This window comes from Streptomyces sp. NPDC037242, assembly GCF_055604165.1.
In genome coordinates, this window is the sequence record NZ_JBVJUY010000033.1 from 33,771 (window position 1) to 49,630 (window position 15,860).

Annotated in this window: 14 protein-coding genes and 1 other RNA gene; 6 read left to right on the forward strand and 9 right to left on the reverse strand. The window is 73.0% G+C overall.

The window, feature by feature from the left end; translation table 11 throughout:
• Positions 1-164: 164 nt before the first annotated feature.
• From ACZ7GJ_RS30640 to ACZ7GJ_RS30655, 4 genes are all read right to left on the reverse strand, one after another.
• Positions 165-446, reverse strand: coding sequence for an HU family DNA-binding protein (locus tag ACZ7GJ_RS30640; protein WP_007264399.1), 282 nt, complete (start codon positions 444-446; stop codon positions 165-167).
• 321 nt (positions 447-767) lie between these two features.
• Entirely contained in the window at positions 768-2,192 is a 1,425-nt protein-coding gene (locus tag ACZ7GJ_RS30645) for an NAD-dependent malic enzyme (protein WP_365921559.1), read from the reverse strand.
• A gap of 437 nt (positions 2,193-2,629) precedes the next feature.
• Complete coding sequence (locus ACZ7GJ_RS30650; RefSeq protein WP_470756153.1) at positions 2,630-4,948, reverse strand: HelD family protein; 2,319 nt, start codon at positions 4,946-4,948, stop codon at positions 2,630-2,632.
• Positions 4,949-5,144: 196 nt separating this feature from the next.
• Positions 5,145-5,723, reverse strand: coding sequence for a CGNR zinc finger domain-containing protein (locus tag ACZ7GJ_RS30655; protein WP_470756192.1), 579 nt, complete (start codon positions 5,721-5,723; stop codon positions 5,145-5,147).
• A gap of 159 nt (positions 5,724-5,882) precedes the next feature.
• Here ACZ7GJ_RS30655 and ACZ7GJ_RS30660 point away from each other — a divergent pair, with 159 nt between their 5' ends.
• Positions 5,883-6,458 carry a hypothetical protein gene (locus tag ACZ7GJ_RS30660; protein ID WP_470756154.1) on the forward strand — a complete coding sequence of 192 codons (576 nt, stop codon included), beginning with the start codon at positions 5,883-5,885 and terminating at the stop codon, positions 6,456-6,458.
• Complete coding sequence (locus ACZ7GJ_RS30665) at positions 6,451-7,761, forward strand: M48 family metalloprotease (RefSeq protein WP_470756155.1); 1,311 nt, start codon at positions 6,451-6,453, stop codon at positions 7,759-7,761. The genes ACZ7GJ_RS30660 and ACZ7GJ_RS30665 overlap by 8 nt, the downstream gene beginning before the upstream one ends.
• A gap of 49 nt (positions 7,762-7,810) precedes the next feature.
• On the opposite strand, the gene ACZ7GJ_RS30670 is transcribed toward ACZ7GJ_RS30665, so the two are convergent.
• From ACZ7GJ_RS30670 to ACZ7GJ_RS30685, 4 genes are all read right to left on the reverse strand, one after another.
• The gene (locus tag ACZ7GJ_RS30670; RefSeq protein WP_470756156.1) at positions 7,811-8,353 is read right to left on the reverse strand and encodes a GNAT family N-acetyltransferase; all 543 of its coding nucleotides are present in this window, start codon (positions 8,351-8,353) and stop codon (positions 7,811-7,813) included.
• A complete protein-coding gene (locus tag ACZ7GJ_RS30675; RefSeq protein WP_470756157.1) occupies positions 8,350-9,507 on the reverse strand; it encodes a uroporphyrinogen-III synthase in 1,158 nt (385 codons plus the stop codon). Before ACZ7GJ_RS30675 ends, ACZ7GJ_RS30670 begins: the two co-directional genes overlap by 4 nt.
• A gap of 102 nt (positions 9,508-9,609) precedes the next feature.
• Complete coding sequence (locus tag ACZ7GJ_RS30680; RefSeq protein ID WP_470756158.1) at positions 9,610-10,950, reverse strand: nitrate/nitrite transporter; 1,341 nt, start codon at positions 10,948-10,950, stop codon at positions 9,610-9,612.
• Between the two features lie 100 nt (positions 10,951-11,050).
• Positions 11,051-12,022, reverse strand: coding sequence for a LysR family transcriptional regulator (locus tag ACZ7GJ_RS30685; protein ID WP_470756159.1), 972 nt, complete (start codon positions 12,020-12,022; stop codon positions 11,051-11,053).
• Between the two features lie 84 nt (positions 12,023-12,106).
• On the opposite strand from ACZ7GJ_RS30685, the gene ACZ7GJ_RS30690 reads away from it, so the two are divergent.
• The 4 genes from ACZ7GJ_RS30690 (at position 12,107) to ACZ7GJ_RS30705 (ending at position 15,377) form a co-directional block, all read left to right on the forward strand.
• Positions 12,107-13,396: an MFS transporter gene (locus ACZ7GJ_RS30690; protein ID WP_470756160.1), complete on the forward strand. Its 1,290-nt coding sequence runs from the start codon at positions 12,107-12,109 to the stop codon at positions 13,394-13,396.
• 46 nt (positions 13,397-13,442) lie between these two features.
• Positions 13,443-14,726, forward strand: a complete 1,284-nt coding sequence (locus tag ACZ7GJ_RS30695) for an SH3 domain-containing protein (protein ID WP_470756161.1) — start codon at positions 13,443-13,445, stop codon at positions 14,724-14,726.
• A 121-nt stretch (positions 14,727-14,847) separates the two neighbouring features.
• On the forward strand, positions 14,848-15,123 hold the full coding sequence (locus ACZ7GJ_RS30700; protein ID WP_470756162.1) for a type II toxin-antitoxin system Phd/YefM family antitoxin: 276 nt from the start codon (positions 14,848-14,850) through the stop codon (positions 15,121-15,123).
• Positions 15,120-15,377 carry a Txe/YoeB family addiction module toxin gene (locus ACZ7GJ_RS30705; protein ID WP_470756163.1) on the forward strand — a complete coding sequence of 86 codons (258 nt, stop codon included), beginning with the start codon at positions 15,120-15,122 and terminating at the stop codon, positions 15,375-15,377. Before ACZ7GJ_RS30700 ends, ACZ7GJ_RS30705 begins: the two co-directional genes overlap by 4 nt.
• Before the next feature lie 57 nt (positions 15,378-15,434).
• Here the strand turns inward: ACZ7GJ_RS30705 and ssrA are convergent.
• Positions 15,435-15,823: a transfer-messenger RNA gene (ssrA, locus tag ACZ7GJ_RS30710) on the reverse strand.
• Between the last annotated feature and the right edge of the window lie 37 nt (positions 15,824-15,860).

Sequence of the window (15,860 nt, forward strand, 5' to 3'; positions counted from 1 at the left end):
GAGGGGCCACCAAAAACGAACCTGCGCGGACCCCCGTACCAGCCCCCCTGGGGGGCCAGGCACGCCCCGAGGGTGGACCCCCCCGGGGGGGGCCCCCCCTTCGCCGTTCTACGTACTCCTCTGCCGTCCCGGGGGCCTCTGCGGCCCCCGGCACAAGGGCGGGACTACTTGCCCTTGGCGGCTTCCTTGAGCTTGGAGCCCGCGGAGACCTTCACGCTGTAGCCGGCCGGGATCTGGATGGGGTCGCCGGTCTGCGGGTTGCGCGCGGTGCGAGCGGCACGGTGGGTGCGCTCGAAGGTCAGGAAGCCGGGGATGGTGACCTTCTCGTCGCCCTTGGCGACAATCTCGCCGACGGTCTCGGCGAGCGCGGCCAGAACGGCGTCGGCGTCCTTGCGGGTCACCTCGGCGCGCTCGGACAGAGCGGCCACCAGCTCACTGCGGTTCATGTTGTACTCCCGTGTTCAACTTGCCTTAGAGGCGTGAGATCGAAGCCGATGCTGCCAGGGCCCTAGGACAGTCCCCGGACCCGGGTCTGAACGTCAGACCCTCTCGCCCGGTTACGCATCCTGCCCCCACCACCGGCGGGAAAGCCAATCCGGCACCCGCCAGGGTCACACGAAAAGCGCCACAGTCACGCCGCGGTGACGCTCCGTCCGCACCGGAGGGCATCCGGATGGCGGGCCGGAGACGCGGACCGCGGGCCACGCAGGCATCTCCGCAACCCTAGAGGCGGCCCGCCGGGCCCGCATCCCGCGACGCGCCGGGGATCAGGCGGAGGTGCCGCCCGTCGCGGCGGCCGAGGCGGCCCTGCGGACGGCTCCGGCGACGGCGCCGGCGACCTTGTCGTTGAAGACCGACGGGATGATGTAGTTCGCGTTCAGCTCGTCCTCGCCGACCACGTCGGCCAGGGCGCTCGCGGCGGCCAGCATCATGCCGGTGTTCACCGTGCGGGACTGGGCGTCCAGCAGGCCGCGGAAGACGCCCGGGAAGACCAGCACGTTGTTGATCTGGTTCGGGAAGTCCGAGCGGCCGGTGGCCACGACGGCGGCGGTCTGGCGGGCGACGGCCGGGTCCACCTCGGGGTCCGGGTTCGCGAGCGCGAACACAATGGCGCCTTCCGCCATCGCGGCGACATCCTCGCCGGAGAGCACGTTCGGGGCCGAGACGCCGATGAAGACGTCGGCGCCGACCACGGCCTCCTTCAGCGTGCCGGTGTAGCCCTCGGGGTTGGTGTTGTCGGCGATCCAGCGCAGCGGGGAGTCGGCGTCCGCGTCGACCAGGTCGGGGCGGTCCGCGTGCACGACGCCGTGGATGTCGGCGCTGACCGCGTTCTTGACGCCGGCGGCGAGGAGCAGCTTGAGGATCGCGGTACCGGCGGCGCCGGCGCCCGACATGACGACCTTGACGTCGCCAACTGCCTTGCCCACCACGCGCAGTGCGTTGGTGAGGGCGGCGAGGACCACGATCGCGGTGCCGTGCTGGTCGTCGTGGAAGACGGGGATGTCGAGGGCCTCGCGCAGCCGGGCCTCGATCTCGAAGCAGCGCGGCGCGGAGATGTCCTCCAGGTTGATGCCGGCGAAGCCCGGGGCGATGGCCTTGACGATGGCGACGATCTCGTCGGAATCCTGGGTGTCGAGGCAGATCGGCCAGGCGTCGATGCCGGCGAAGCGCTTGAAGAGGGCCGCCTTGCCCTCCATGACGGGCAGCGCGGCCATCGGGCCGATGTTGCCGAGGCCGAGCACGGCCGACCCGTCCGTCACGACTGCGACGGAATTGCGCTTGATGGTCAGGCGACGCGCGTCCTCGGGGTTCTCGGCGATCGCCATGCACACGCGGGCCACGCCCGGGGTGTAGATCATCGAGAGGTCGTCGCGGTTGCGGATGGGGTGCTTGGACGCCATCTCGATCTTGCCGCCGAGGTGCATCAGGAAGGTGCGGTCGGAGACCTTGCCGAGGCTGACGCCCTCGATCCCCCGCAGCTTCTCGACGATCTCGTCCGCGTGCGCCGTGGAGGTCGCGGCGATGGTGACGTCGATACGGAGCTTCTCGTGGCCGGAGGCGGTCACATCGAGGCCGGTGACCGAGCCACCGGACGACTCCACGGCGGTGGTGAGCTGGGAGACCGCGGTTCCGCTCGCGGGCACTTCCAGGCGGACCGTCATCGAGTACGAGACGCTGGGCGCCGTTGCCATGGCCGTGTTCCTCTTCTGTCCCTGGTTTTTCTGTACATACAGGGACCTGTCACACGGCAGGTGTGGCAGGACCTGTTGTCCGATCGTCCCACCTACCAGCCAGTACAAGGTAACCAGCTACAAATTTCGGAAAGACTCTTCCACCATACGAGATTTCCAGGTGTCTCGGAACCCTTTCCGGACACGCGAAACAGGTCTGCCCCCTCCGCTTCCGCAGAGGGGGCAGACCTGTTTTCCACGACTATGACACCGACCCGCCATGCTCGCCTCGCGGCAAGTGGTCGCTCTGAGCGACGAAGGTTGGGCCCGGGGGCTTGGATCGAGTCGGTGCCTTCACCAGGCTAACAAAGGTTCGCCGGAAGTGATCCCCCTCCCGGAAGTTGACCTCGACTCACCAGCCTCATGGCCGCGGGCCATCCGGACGTACGCCCCCGCGGCTACGGCCGCAGCAGCTCCGGGACCCCGTCGGGGCCCGGCCGGTCCCGGCCGGCCGAGACCACCGTCAGCTGCTGCGTCGCACGCGTCAGCGCCACGTACAGCACGCGCAGCCCGGCCGCGGACTCCTCGGCGATCTCCGCCGGCGAGACGACCACGGTGGCGTCGTACTCCAGGCCCTTGGCCTCCAGGCTGCCCAGCGCCACGGCCCGGTCGCCCAGGTCGGCCAGCCAGCCCGCGGCCTCCGCGCGCCGGTCCATGGCCACGACCACGCCGACGGTGCCGTCCACCTGCTCCAGCAGCCTCCGGGTCTCCTCCCGCACCGCAGTGCCCAGATCCCCCTCCGCGGCCGCGAAACGGGGCTCCAGGCCCGTGGAGCGCACCGCCGTGGGCGGCTCCATGCCCGGCATCGCCAGGCGCAGCACCCGGGACGCGACCTCGGCGACCTCCGCCGGGTTGCGGTAGTTCACCGTCAGGGTGAACCGCCGGCGCGGCCGGGACCCCAGGGCCTCGTCGCGGGCCGCGGCCGCCTCGTCCGGATCCGTCCACGAGGACTGCGCCGGGTCGCCGACCACCGTCCAGGTGCCCATCCGGCCCCGGCGGCCCACCATCCGCCACTGCATGGGCGTCAGGTCCTGCGCCTCGTCCACGATGACGTGCGCGTACTCGGTGCGCTCCGCCGCGAGCCGCTCGGCCCGCTCCCACTGGGTCTCCTCGCGGGTCGGCATCAGCTCCTCCAGCCCGCTCAGCTGGTCCAACGGGTCCATCTCCCGCTTCCGCTTGGGCCGGGCCGGGGCGCCGAGCAGCTGGTGGAGCTCGTCCAGCAGCGCCACGTCGTGCACCGACAGGGGGCCCTTGCCGTCCGGGCCCACCCGGCGCAGCGAGCGCGCCAGCTGCCGGGTCTCGCGCGGGTTCAGGTCCCGGCGCGACCAGCGGCCGAGCTTGCGCTCGTCGGCCATCGCGGCGAGCACCGCGCGCGGGGTCAGCTCCGGCCACCAGGCGTTCAGGAAGTCGATGAACGCGTCCTCGGTGGAGATGTCCTCGTCGAACGCGGAGCGCAGCTCGGCGGCCAGCTCCGGGTCGCTGTGCCGGCCGGCCCCGCCGGACTTCGCGTAGAGCGCGTCGAGGAGCAGCTTGCGGGCGCGCGGGCGCAGCAGGTTGACGGGGGCGGTGCCGCCGAGCACGTTCTGGCGGATCCGGTTCAGCTCGTCGGCCTCCAGCTCCTGGCGCCGGCCGAAGGCCACCACCCGGAGCCGGTCCGGGGCGGGGCCGCGGGCGTTGCCGAGCTCCAGGGTGCCCCGTACGGCCTTGCGCAGGACCTTGAGCATCCGGGAGGAGCCCTTGACGCGGGCCACGGACGGATCGTCGTACGTGGTCGCCTCGGCCCCGTCGACGAGCGAGCCGAGCGCGCGGATGGCGACCTGGCCCTCCTCGCCGAGGGAGGGCAGCACGCCCTCGGTGTACGCGACGAGCAGCGGCGTCGGGGAGACGATCAGGATGCCGCCGGAGTAGCGGCGCCGGTCCTGGTAGAGCAGGTACGCGGCGCGGTGCAGGGCGACGGCGGTCTTGCCGGTGCCCGGCCCGCCCGCGACCTCGGCGACCGAGGCGGCGGGGGCCCGGATGACGAGGTCCTGCTCGGCCTGGATGGAGGAGACGATGTCGCGCATCGAGTGCGTACGGGCCCGCCCGAGGGCGGCCATCAGGGCTCCGTCGCCGATGGCGGGCAGCTCCTGCCCGTTCAGCGAGGCGGTGACCTCGGGGCGCATCAGGTCGTCCTCGACGCCGAGCACCTTGCGGCCCTTGGAGCGGATCACGCGGCGGCGCACGACGCGGCCGGGGTCCTTGGGCGTGGAGCGGTAGAACGGCGCGGCCGCCGGGGCGCGCCAGTCGATGACGAGCGGCGTGTAGTCGGAGTCCAGGACCCCGATGCGGCCGATGTGCAGCGTCTCGGCGATGTCGGCGGTGAGGTCGGCGCGGATCGCGTCGTCGGCCGGCTCGACGGAGGTGTACGCGCCGTCCGGCCCGCGCTCCCCGTCCTTGCCGAGCACCAGGTCGATGCGGCCGAAGAGGAAGTCCTCGAACTCGTTGTTCAGCCGGTTGAGGTGGATGCCGGCGCGGAAGACCTGCGCGTCGCGCTCGGCGAGCGCGCCGGGCGTCCCCACCTGGCCACGTTTGGCGGCGTCGTTCATCAGGAACTCGGCCTCGTGGATCTTCTCCTCGAGGCGTCGGTACACCTGGTCGAGATGCGTCTGCTCGACCGCGATCTCCCGATCGCGGACGGAATCCGCCGTGCTGTCGACAGCGGCATTCTGCGCGGCCACCAAGGCCCCCTTCTGACGTGCATGGGCGACCGTCAACCGTACGCGAACCGGCCCCCTGTCCGCACGCCCGTTCCGGGAACGGCGGCGGATCACGACGAAGATCACTGCGCGAACCGCCCGGAACCGCCCGCGGCGGACTCCGGCGGGGGCTCTGGCCGGGTCGGCGGGGGCTCTGGCCGGGTCGGCGGGCGCCCGGCTACCCGGGGCGGGCCGCCAGGACCCTGCGCCGGTGCCGGGCCACCCGCTCGCGGTTGCCGCACAGCTCGCTGGAGCACCAGCGCCGCCGGTGTCCGCGCGAGGTGTCCAGGTAGACCCGGGAGCAGCCCTCGCCCTCGCAGGCCCGCAGCAGCGCCCGGTCGCCGGGATCGGTGAGCAGTTCCACGGCGTCCCGGGCCACGGCGGCGAGCAGCGCCCCGCACTCCACCCCGCCGCACAACTCCCGTACGAGATGGCCCTCTTGGTCCGGTACTGCACACAGTCCCGGGGGCGGACCGGCGGCCGCCGCGTTGACCCGGGCCAGCGCGCCCCCGTCGGGCCCCGCCGCGGCCAGTTCGGCCCGTACGAGGCTCTCCACGTCGGCGCGCAGTGCCCGGAACGCCTGGACCCAGTCGGTCTGGATCTGGTTCAGGGGCGTCCGGCCCGGGACCAGCCCGGTCCCTACGAGCCACAGCCGCAGCTCGTCGCCGTCCCGGATCCCCTCGGCGCCCCCGACGTCCCCGCGGGACCCGAAGGTGGCCACCAGGTCCAGGCAGACCCGCCCGGAGTCGAACCACATGCCCGTCACCGCCTCCCTCTTGGGGCGTGCCCCCAGAGTGCCCGTACCCGCTCCGCGGCGGAAGCCCCCGTACGCGGGCGGCGTGCCGTGCCGGCGCCCAAGCTCGTTGGACCGGTCGGTGCCGGCCAGTGCCGGCCGGTGGCGAAGGGGAGGACGCACATGCAGCCGCGGAACGTACGCCAGCTGGTCCGGGAGATTCTCGCGCAGCAGGCCCCCGAGGAGCTGGAACTGCTGGACGGAACGGCCGCGTTGAACGACGCACAGGTCACGCGGCTGTTCCGGCGCAGGCGCGAGAGGCGCGACCCGCTCGGCTTCGGCGCGGCCGAGGTGGCGGCGCTGGTCGCGCCCGTGGTGTGGCTGGTCGTGACCGAGGTCGCGCAGCGGGGCGCGGCCGCGGCCGTGGACGGCGCGGGCCGTGCGGCCCGCCCGTGGCTGCGGCGGGTGCTGCGGCGGCCGGCGGCCGCGGCGGAGCCGGTCGCGGTGCCGGTGCTGCTGCCGGAGCAGTTCGACGCGGTACGCACGCAGGTGCGCGAGCGCGCGCTGGCCGCGGGCGTGGAGCCGCACCGGGCGGATGCCCTGGCGGACGCGGTGGTGGCCCGACTGGCCACCGGGGCGGCGGGGCCTTCGTCCGGACCCTCGGCCGGCCCTGCGGCGGGCCCTTCGGCCGGACCCGCGGCCGGCCCTGCGGAACGGCCCGCGGCCGGACCCGCGGAAGGGCCCGCCGGGGGTGCGTGACCCCATCGCCCGGCAGGACCAGCGTGTCCTGGGCCAGGGGTCGACCCGCCGGTCGGCGCTGTTCCTCCTCGCACTCCTCGTCGTCGCGGTCGGCCTGCGGATGCGCTCGGCCCGCGCCCGACGCTCGGGCCCGCTGTACGAGGCGTTCCTCGCCACGCCCGAGGCCCGGGGCCTGGGGGGACTGCCGCTGAACGAGGTGCGGATGGTGAGGCCGCAGGCGGCCGCGCACTACGGCCGGCTGCTCGCGGACGCCGCACTGCCTCCCGCGCTGTGGGCGGGCGTGGTCCTGGCCGCCGCTGCCTTCGTGCTCTTCCTGGTCACGCCGGTGTGGCGCCGGTGGACGGGCCGGATGGTGCCGGTCGGCCCCGGCTCGGCGCTCGACCTCGCCCTGCGGGACCTGTGCCGGCGCTCGGGGGTGCAGCCGCTCCCGCGGTTCCTCGTCGCACCGCTGCGCATGTCGGCGACGGCGGTGACCTTCGGCGGGGCCGGACGGTACACGGTGTGCGTCAACGCGGGCCTGAGGCCGCTGCTGAAGTCGCGCCCCCGGCACTTCGAGGCGGTGGTCCTCCACGAGCTGGCCCACATCCGCAACCGGGACGTGGAACTGGGCTGCGCGGCTCGGGCGTTGTGGTGGGCCTTCCTGCTCACCGCCGCGGTGCCGCACGCGATCCTGACCTACCGTCTGGCCGCGGCCCCCGCGCCCTGGCCGGGCGAGGGCCTCGACCTCGGTGGCGAGGCGGAGCTCCTCGCGCTGCTGGCCGCGCTGGCCTACGTGACCCACACCGAGATCCTGCGCAGCCGCGAACTGTGCGCGGATCTGGACGCGGTGGACCAGGGCGCGGATCCGGCGGTCTGGGACCGGTCGGTGCCGTGGTCGCGGTGGGTCACCCTGCCCTGGCACACGCACCCGAGCTGGCCCTGGCGCAGGCGTGCGCTGGCCCGCCCGGCGCAGGTCGTCGGGTCGTACGCGACCTGGGAGCAGCCGGTGGTGCTGGTCGGCTGGGTGGTCGTCCTGCTGGGGTTCGCGCTGAACGAGTTCGGCGGGGCGGCGGTGCCGACGGCGCTCTGCTACGCGGGCCTGGTGCTGTGCGGGTGGCTGGGGCGGATGCAGTCCCGCCACCCGAACAGCACCTTCCGCGTCCGGCCCCGTACGTTCGGCGCGGTCACGAGCGCGGGCCCGGGCCCGGGCACGGGCGCGGCGCCCGGCCCGTCCTCCCGACTGCGCCGTACCGCCGTACCGGCGCTGCTCCTGCTGGCGCTGCTGGTGGTCGACCCGATCGGCAGCTGGCTGGCCGCGACCTAGGGAGTGTCGTCAAGGCCCCGCCGGCCAGAGGGGACTTTGACGACACGACCTAGTACCGCGGCGGGTCGTCGTGCAGCAGGCGCTGGAAGAGGCGGTGGTCGCGCCAGGCGCCGTTGATGTGGAGGTACCGCGGGGCGATCCCGTAGGCGGTGAAGCCCGACTTGGCCAGCACCCGCTGGGAGCCGTGGTTGTCCAGGAGGGTGCCGGCCTCCACCCGGTGCAGGCCGACCTCGTCGCGGGCGATCCGGCAGACCTCCTTCACGGCGGCGGTGGCCAGGCCCTTCCCGGTCCAGGCCTCGTCGATCCAGTAGCCGACGCCGCCGCTGCACAGCGGCCCGAGCGTGATGGAGCCGAGGTTGATCGCCCCGACCGGCACGCCGTCGGCGCTCAGTACGAAGGGCAGCACGCGGCCGCCGTCCCGGTCGGCGAGCAGCGCCTCGATCCGTGCCAGCTGGCCCGCCTCGGTGTAGAACTGCTCGGACCGGTCGGGTTCGGTGGGCGCCAAGTACGCCCGGTTGCGCGTGAGTACGTCGGCCAGTCCGGCGGCATCGTCCAGCGTGATGCCCCGCATCTCCACTCCGTCAATGATCATCCGGGTACGCTAACCGACCCCCCTACGGGCGCGCACTCCCCTGCGTCCAGCGACAGCCGGTACCCCCGCTTGACCACCGTCTGGATCAGCATCGGCACGCCCAGCGCCACCCGCAGCCGCGCCATCGCCGTCTCCACCGCGTGCTCGTCGCGCCCCGCGCCCGGCAGCGCCCGCAGCAGTTCCGACCGGGCCACCACCCACCCGGGCCGGCGCGACAGGGCCCGCAGCAGGGCCATCCCCGCCGGCGGTACGGGGCGCAGCTCCGAGTCCACCACCACGGCCTGGCCGCGGATCTCCACCCGGTGCCCCGCGACCGGCAGCACCCGCGCGCGTCCCGGCAGTTCGGTGCAGAGCAGCTGTACGAGCGGCCCCAGCCGGAACCGCTCGGGCTGCAGGGTCGCCACCCCCTCCGCCTGGAGCGGCAGCGCGGTCACCGGCCCCACGCACGCGGACAGCACCCCGCCGTCGCGCAGCGCCGCCAACAGGGGTTCCCGTACGCCGCGCTCCGCGGCCCGCGCCAGCAGCGAGGCCACCGCCGGGGCCGAGGTGAAGCTCACCGCGTCCACCGACCCCGAGACCACCGCGTCCAGCAGCCGGTCCAGCGGCCCCAGGTCCTCGGGCGCCATCCACCGGTACACCGGTACGTCCACCACCTCGGCCCCGCCGTCCCGCAGCGCCTCGATGAACCCGGGCAGCGGCTCCCCGTGCAGCTGGATCGCGATGCGCCGGCCCTCGACCCCGGCCGCCAGCAGCCGGTCGAGGACCTCGGCGAGGGACTCGGACTGCGGTGACCAGGTCTCCACCAGCCCGGCGGCCCGGATCGCGCCCTTGACCTTCGGGCCGCGCGCCAGCAGCTCGGTCTCGCGCAGCCGCCCGAGCAGCTCCTCCCCGATCCCCCACCCGTCGGCGGCCTCGATCCACCCGCGGAAGCCGATGGCGGTGGTGGCCACCACGACGTCCGGGGCGAAGCCGATCAGCTTCTTGGTCGCGGCGAGCAGCTCGGTGTCGTCGTCCAGCGGCACGATCCGCAGGGCCGGCGCGTGCAGCACGTTGGCTCCGCGCCGGCGCAGCAGGGCGATCAGCTCGTCGGCCCGCCGGGCGGCGGTGACGCCGACGGTGAAGCCGGCCAGGGGCCCGGTGTGGGTGTCGTACATGGTGACCTGCCTCGCGCAGTGGGTCGGGTGTCGCGTGAGCCGAGCCTGCCAAGGGCGCGTATCAGGCTCGGTTCACCCGCATTTCCACACCGTTAACCGGCGTTACACCGAGGTGAGCTGCGGCTTCGCCGCCGTCCCGGTCTCCGGGGCGCTCACGGCGGCGGGCCGGCGAAGGTATACCGCCCAAGTGACCGCGCAGCAGGCGGCGTAGAAGCCGAGGAAGGTCACGAAGGCGGCCGTTCCGGAGCCGGAACTCAAGAACGCTTCCCGGAAGACCAGGTTGATGCCGAGGCCGCCGAGGGCGCCCACCGCGCCGATCAGCCCCATGGAGGCCCCGGACAGCCGGCGCCCGTAGGCGGCCGCGTCCTCGCCGCTCATCCCGCGGGCGAGGGCCTTCGCCTGGAAGATGCCGGGGACCATCTTGTACGTGGAGCCGTTGCCGAGCCCGCTGAGCACGAACAGGGACACGAACCCGACGAGGAAGACCGGCAGCGACTCCCGCACCGAGGCGAAGATGACCACTCCGGTCGCGGCCGCCATGGCCACGAAGGTGCCCAGCGTGATCCGGGCCCCGCCGAAGCGGTCCGCGAGCGCCCCGCCGACGGGGCGGATCAGCGAGCCGAGGAGGGGGCCGATGAAGGTGAGCGAGGCCGCCTGGAGCGGGGTCCGGCCGAACTGGGTCTGGAGCACCAGTCCGAAGGCGAAGCTGTAGCCGATGAAGGATCCGAAGGTGCCGATGTAGAGGAACGCCATGATCCAGGTGTGCGCGTCGCGCCCCGCCTCCCGTACCGCGCCGGTGTCGTTGCGCACGGGGGCCAGGTTGTCCATCCGCAAGGCGGCCAGCACGGCCGCGATCACGATCAGCGGGAGGTAGATGGCGAGCAGCAGCCTGGGGCGGCCCGCCCCGGCGGTGGCGATGACCAGCAGAGCGATCAGCTGCACCACGGGTACGCCGATGTTCCCGCCGCCCGCATTGAGTCCGAGCGCCCAGCCCTTCTTGCGGAGCGGGAAGAAGGCGTTGATGTTCGTCATCGAGGAGGCGAAGTTGCCGCCGCCCACCCCCGTCAGCGCGGCGACGGCCAGGAACGTGCCGTAGGAGGTCCCCGGCTCCATGACCACCAGCGCGGCCAGCGTCGGCAGGAGCAGCAGCAGGGCGCTGACCACCGTCCAGTTCCGGCCGCCGAAGCGGGCGACGGCGAAGGTGTACGGCACCCGTACGAGGGCGCCGACGCAGGTGGCGGTGGCGATGAGGAAGAACTTCCCGGCCGGGTCGATCCCGTACTGCGGCCCCATGAAGAGGACCATCACCGACCACAGGGACCAGATCGAGAAGCCGATGTGCTCGGAGAGCACGGAGTACAGCAGGTTGCGCCGGGCGATCTTCTCGCCCGAGGTCTTCCAGAAGGTTTCGTCCTCCGGATCCCAGTGTTCGATCCAGGTCATCACACGCCTCCACAGCTGCCGTCGCGTCCGTGGTGACGACCGTAGGAAGGGCTCGTTTCGGCCCCGGTCCCCGCCGGATGACCGCCGGGAAACCTTGCACTCACCCTCCGTCGGTGCCAGCTGTGAGCGCGGCGGGCAGCCAGCTCCCGGGGGGCACGTCCAGCCAGCCCCGCGCGGCGGCGAGCTCGGCGGCGGCCGCGCGCAGGGCGTCCAGCCCGGGATGGCCGAAGCCCTTGCGCCACACCATCGCGAGCGGCGACAGCGGCACCGGGTCGACGAGCGGCCGTTTCACGCACCCGGGCATGTCGGCGAAGTCCACCGTCACGAGCACCGGGTTGCCGGTCTTGGCCATCACCCGGCGGAACTCGTCCTTGCCCACCGCCACCGGGGCGGGCGCCGCCTGCTCGATCCCGCGCCCGGCGAACAGCTCCCCCGCCAGACCGGTCCACTCCAGGGTCCGCGCGTTGCCCGCCCCGGTGTACACGCTCTCCCCGGCCAGCGCGTCCAGCTCCAGCGGTACGCCGGCCCGCCCGGCCAGCGCGTGCCCGGCGGGCAGCAGTACCGCGAGCGGCTCGTACCGTACGGGCATCTGCGCGAGCCCGGCCCGCAGCGCCGGGGGCAGGCCGGCGGCGTACCCGAAGGAGACGTCGAGCCGCCCCGCCGCGACCTCGGCGGCGGCGTAGGTCAGCCCGCTCTCGAAGCGGGCCATCAGCTCGCAGTCCGGCGCGAGCTCCCGGGCCCGCAGGAGGACGTTGCGCGCGGTGCCGGGGCCGTCGGTGTTGTGATCGACGAGCAGCGGGCGCGGCCCGGCGAAGGCACCGGCGAGCTCCTCGTGGGCGCGCAGCACGTTGCGGGCCAGGGGCAGCAGCCGCTCGCCGTCCGGGGTGAGCTCGACGGCGCGGGTGGTGCGTACGAACAGCCCCGTGCCCAGGACCTGTTCGAGGCGGCGCACGTCCCGGCTCAGGGCCTGCTGGGCGACGTACAGGCGGGCGGCGGCGCGGGTGAAGTGCAACTCCTCGGCCACGGCCACGAATCCGCGCAGCAGGCGGGGTTCCACATCACGGGCTGTCACTCCCGGAGACTAACAACAGACGGCGGTGAATCGGCCCTGAACAGGTGTTGGACCGGGACCGGCCCCGGGCCGGAGGCTTGATCCATGCCCACCACCCCGCTGATGACCGTGACCGGCACCACCCTCGTCCTCGCCACCCCGCCGGCGGCCGCGCCCGCCGCTGCCGCGCCCCGCGCCCGGGGCCCGTACGGGCGGCTGTTCACCCTCCCCGGCACCCGGGCCTTCACCGCCGGGAACCTGATCGCGCGGCTCCCGACGGGCATGTTCGGGATCAGCGCGGTGATGATGATCGCCGGTCAGCGCGGCTCGTACGCCCTCGCCGGCGCGGTCACGGCCACCGGCCTCGGCGCCACCGCACTGGTCGGGCCCTGGACGGCCCGGCTGATCGACCGCTACGGCCAGGCCCGGATCGCCGTACCGGCCACGCTGATCGCGGTCCTCGGCTCCCTCGCCCTGGTCGCCTGCATCCGCCTCGAAGCCCCCGCGTGGACCCTCTTCGCCGCGTACGCCGCCACGGCCACCACCCCGAACATCGGCGGCATGTCCCGGGCCCGCTGGACGCACCTGCTGCGCGGCTCGCCGGCCGAGCACCACACGGCGATGTCCTTCGAGCAGGCCGCCGACGAGTTCTGCTTCATGTTCGGCCCGGTCCTGGCCGCGTTCCTCTGCTCGGCCGTCTTCCCGGAGGCGGGCACCCTCACCGGGGCGGCCCTGCTCCTCACCGGCATGCTGGTCTTCACCTCCCGGCGCGCCACCGAGCCCCCGGTGACGGCGGCGCCCCGGCGCGGCTCGCCGCTCGGCGCGCTGGGCCCGCTGCTGTTCCTCTTCCTGGCCCTGGGCCTGGTGTTCGGCTCGATGGAGGTCTCCTCGATCGCCTACCTCGACGCGCACGCGATGGGCGCCGGCACGGGCCTGATCCTGGCCTTCCAGGCGGCGGGCTCCTGCGCGGCCGGCCTGCTCTACGGCACCCTGCGCCCGCGGGGCCTGGGGACCTGCCTGGCCGTCCTGGCCGCCGCGATGGCCCTGCCCGCGGCCGCCGCGGCCACCGGCTCCGTCGTACTGCTGGCCCCGGCCCTGCTCCTCGCGGGCATGGCCACGGCTCCGACGATGGTGACGGCGATGTCCCTGGTCCACGCCCGTACGCCCGAGGGCCGTCTGAACGAGGGCATGACGCTGGCCGTCACGGCCATCTTCGCGGGCATCGCGGCCGGTTCCGCCACCGCGGGCGCGGCGGTGGACCGCTTCGGCCCGGCGACGGCCTACCTGCTGCCCGTGGCGGCCGCCCTGTCGGCCGTCGTCGCGGGGCGGTTCATCCGGCGGCCGGGTGACCGTTCCCGCGTGGTACTCGCCGGCGCCGCCCAAGATCCGCAATAACTGGGGGTGTCTTCCCAACGCCCTTCCCCTTGCGGAGGAACACCCCTTGTCTGCTTCCCGCCCCGTGCCCGCGGCCCTGATCGTCGCGGCCGTCACCGCAAGCTGCCTCGTGCCGGCCGTGCCGGCCCTGGCCGACTCGTCGAACATCCGGTTCACCCAGCCGTACCTCCCCTCGATCGCTCCGGGCAGGACGGGCCGCATCGTCATCGCGGCCGTCAACGGGGCGGATCCGGCGATCAGCCGCACGTTCCGGATCACCGCGCCGGAGCGGACGACCTTCCCGGAGACCCGCTTCTACTGGGACGGCAAGCGCGCCTCCGTCGCGTGCGAGCGGTCGTCCGACGCCCGCCTGCTGACCTGCAACGCCGCGACCCGTGCCGGCTTCACCTTCCCCGCGAACACGCGGACGCGGCTGGGGGTGGCGCTGCGGGTGGACGCGGACGCCCCGGAGGGCACCACCCTGGACGGGGGCGAGTGGGAGACCGGCACGGACGCGACCGCGCTGTTCGGGGTCGCCACCCCGGTGACGGGTCCCAAGGGCGACGACGGCCGCCCGGGCCACGACGGAAAGCCCGGCCACCACGGCAAGCCCGGCCGCCCGGGCCCCAAGGGCGACAAGGGCGACCGCGGCGAGAAGGGCGAACAGGGAGACCGCGGCGAACAGGGCGAGCGCGGTGAACAGGGCAACCAGGGCGCGCCCGGCCCGAAGGGAGACAAGGGAGACCGGGGCGAAACCGGCCCGAAGGGCGAAACGGGCCCGTCGGGCGGCGAGAAGGGCGACAAGGGCGACCGCGGCGAGAAGGGCGAGCGGGGCGAGAAGGGAACGACCGGAACCACGGGCGCCCGAGGCCCGGCCGGCCCCTCCGGCCCGCAGGGCCCCCGCGGACCCCAGGGCCCCAAGGGACACCAGGGCGACCAAGGCCCCAAGGGGCACAAGGGCGACCAGGGCCCGAAGGGCGACAAGGGCAGGAAGGGACCCAAGGGCGACACCGGCCCCGCCGGCCCCCGGGGCCCGCAGGGACCCCGGGGACCGAAGGGCGACACCGGCAAGCCCGGCGGCCACTGCAAGAAGTGCGACGGCCACCACGGCGGCCACGAGTCCCCGAAGGCCCGCATCGTCACCCCCGGCAAGGGCCTCGGCATCCGCTCCGGCCCCGGCACGCAGTACGCGAAGACGGGCAAGGCCCTGACCGGCACGGTGGTCACCCTCCAGTGCAAGACCAACGGCCAGAACATCGACGGCAATTCGCTCTGGTACAAGCTGGCGGACGGCCGCGGCTGGATCGCCGCCCGCTACGCCCAGAACCTCAACAAGGTCCCGTTCTGCTGACCCCCACCCACGCATGACGAAGGCCCCGCAGCCGAGAGGCCGCGGGGCCTTTGCGCTCGTACCAGTTTTCGGTACCTATCCTGTACCATAAATTGGTACAAGTCCGAGAGGAGTGGGCACCGTGTCCATCAGCGCAAGCGAAGCCAGGGCAACCCTGTTCCCCCTGATCGAACGCGTCAACACCGACCACGCCCCGGTGCGCATCACCTCCAAGAACGGCGACGCCGTCCTCATGTCCGCCGATGACTACGACTCCTGGCAGGAGACCGTCTACCTGCTCCGCTCACCCGCCAACGCCCAGCGACTGATGGCAGCGGTGGCCCGGGACCGCGAGAGCACACCCGCCATCACCAAGACCATGGACGAGCTGAGGGACCTGGCCGGGGGCGAGGAGTGAGGAGCGTCCACTTCGACCCCGACGGCTGGGAGGACTTCCTCTTCTGGCTTTCCTCGGACCGGAAGATGGCCCGCAGGATCACCCGCCTGATCGGCGAGATCCAACGCGACCCGTTCGGCGGCATCGGCAAGCCCGAGCCCCTGAAGGGCGAACTGTCGGGTTACTGGTCCCGCCGGATCGATGACGAACACCGCCTCGTCTACCGGGCGGACGAGAAGGAAGTCAAGATCCTCAAGGCCCGCTACCACTACTGATCCGGCATGACAAAGGCCCCGCAGCCGAGAGGCCGCGGGGCCTTTGCCCACATGGGGTGGTGGAGATGGCGGGAATCGAACCCGCGTCCAACGGTGCAGAAGCAGGGCTTCTCCGAGCGCATTCCGCTGCGCTTTTCTCAGCCCCGGAGATCACACGGACAAGTCTCCGACGGGCTCAGTCACTGTTTGATTTCCCTCAAACCCCCGTGACCGGGGCTAGAGGTTTAGATCCCTAATTGACGCCAGGATCCGGACCGGGACCACTTCCGGGCTGACGCTCCTCACAGAGGCTTCAGCTCACTGTTATTAGGCAGCGAGGGTGAAGCGGGAGTTATCGCTCTTGGAGTTGGCGATTATTGTTTGCGACATATGGTTTACGAGATCATTGCCGCTTCCTCGGCTCGCTTCCCCTGCATCGACATCCGCTGTCGAAACCGATCATCCCCATGTTGGCACGCTATTCAGTTGGATACTGCTCAAGCT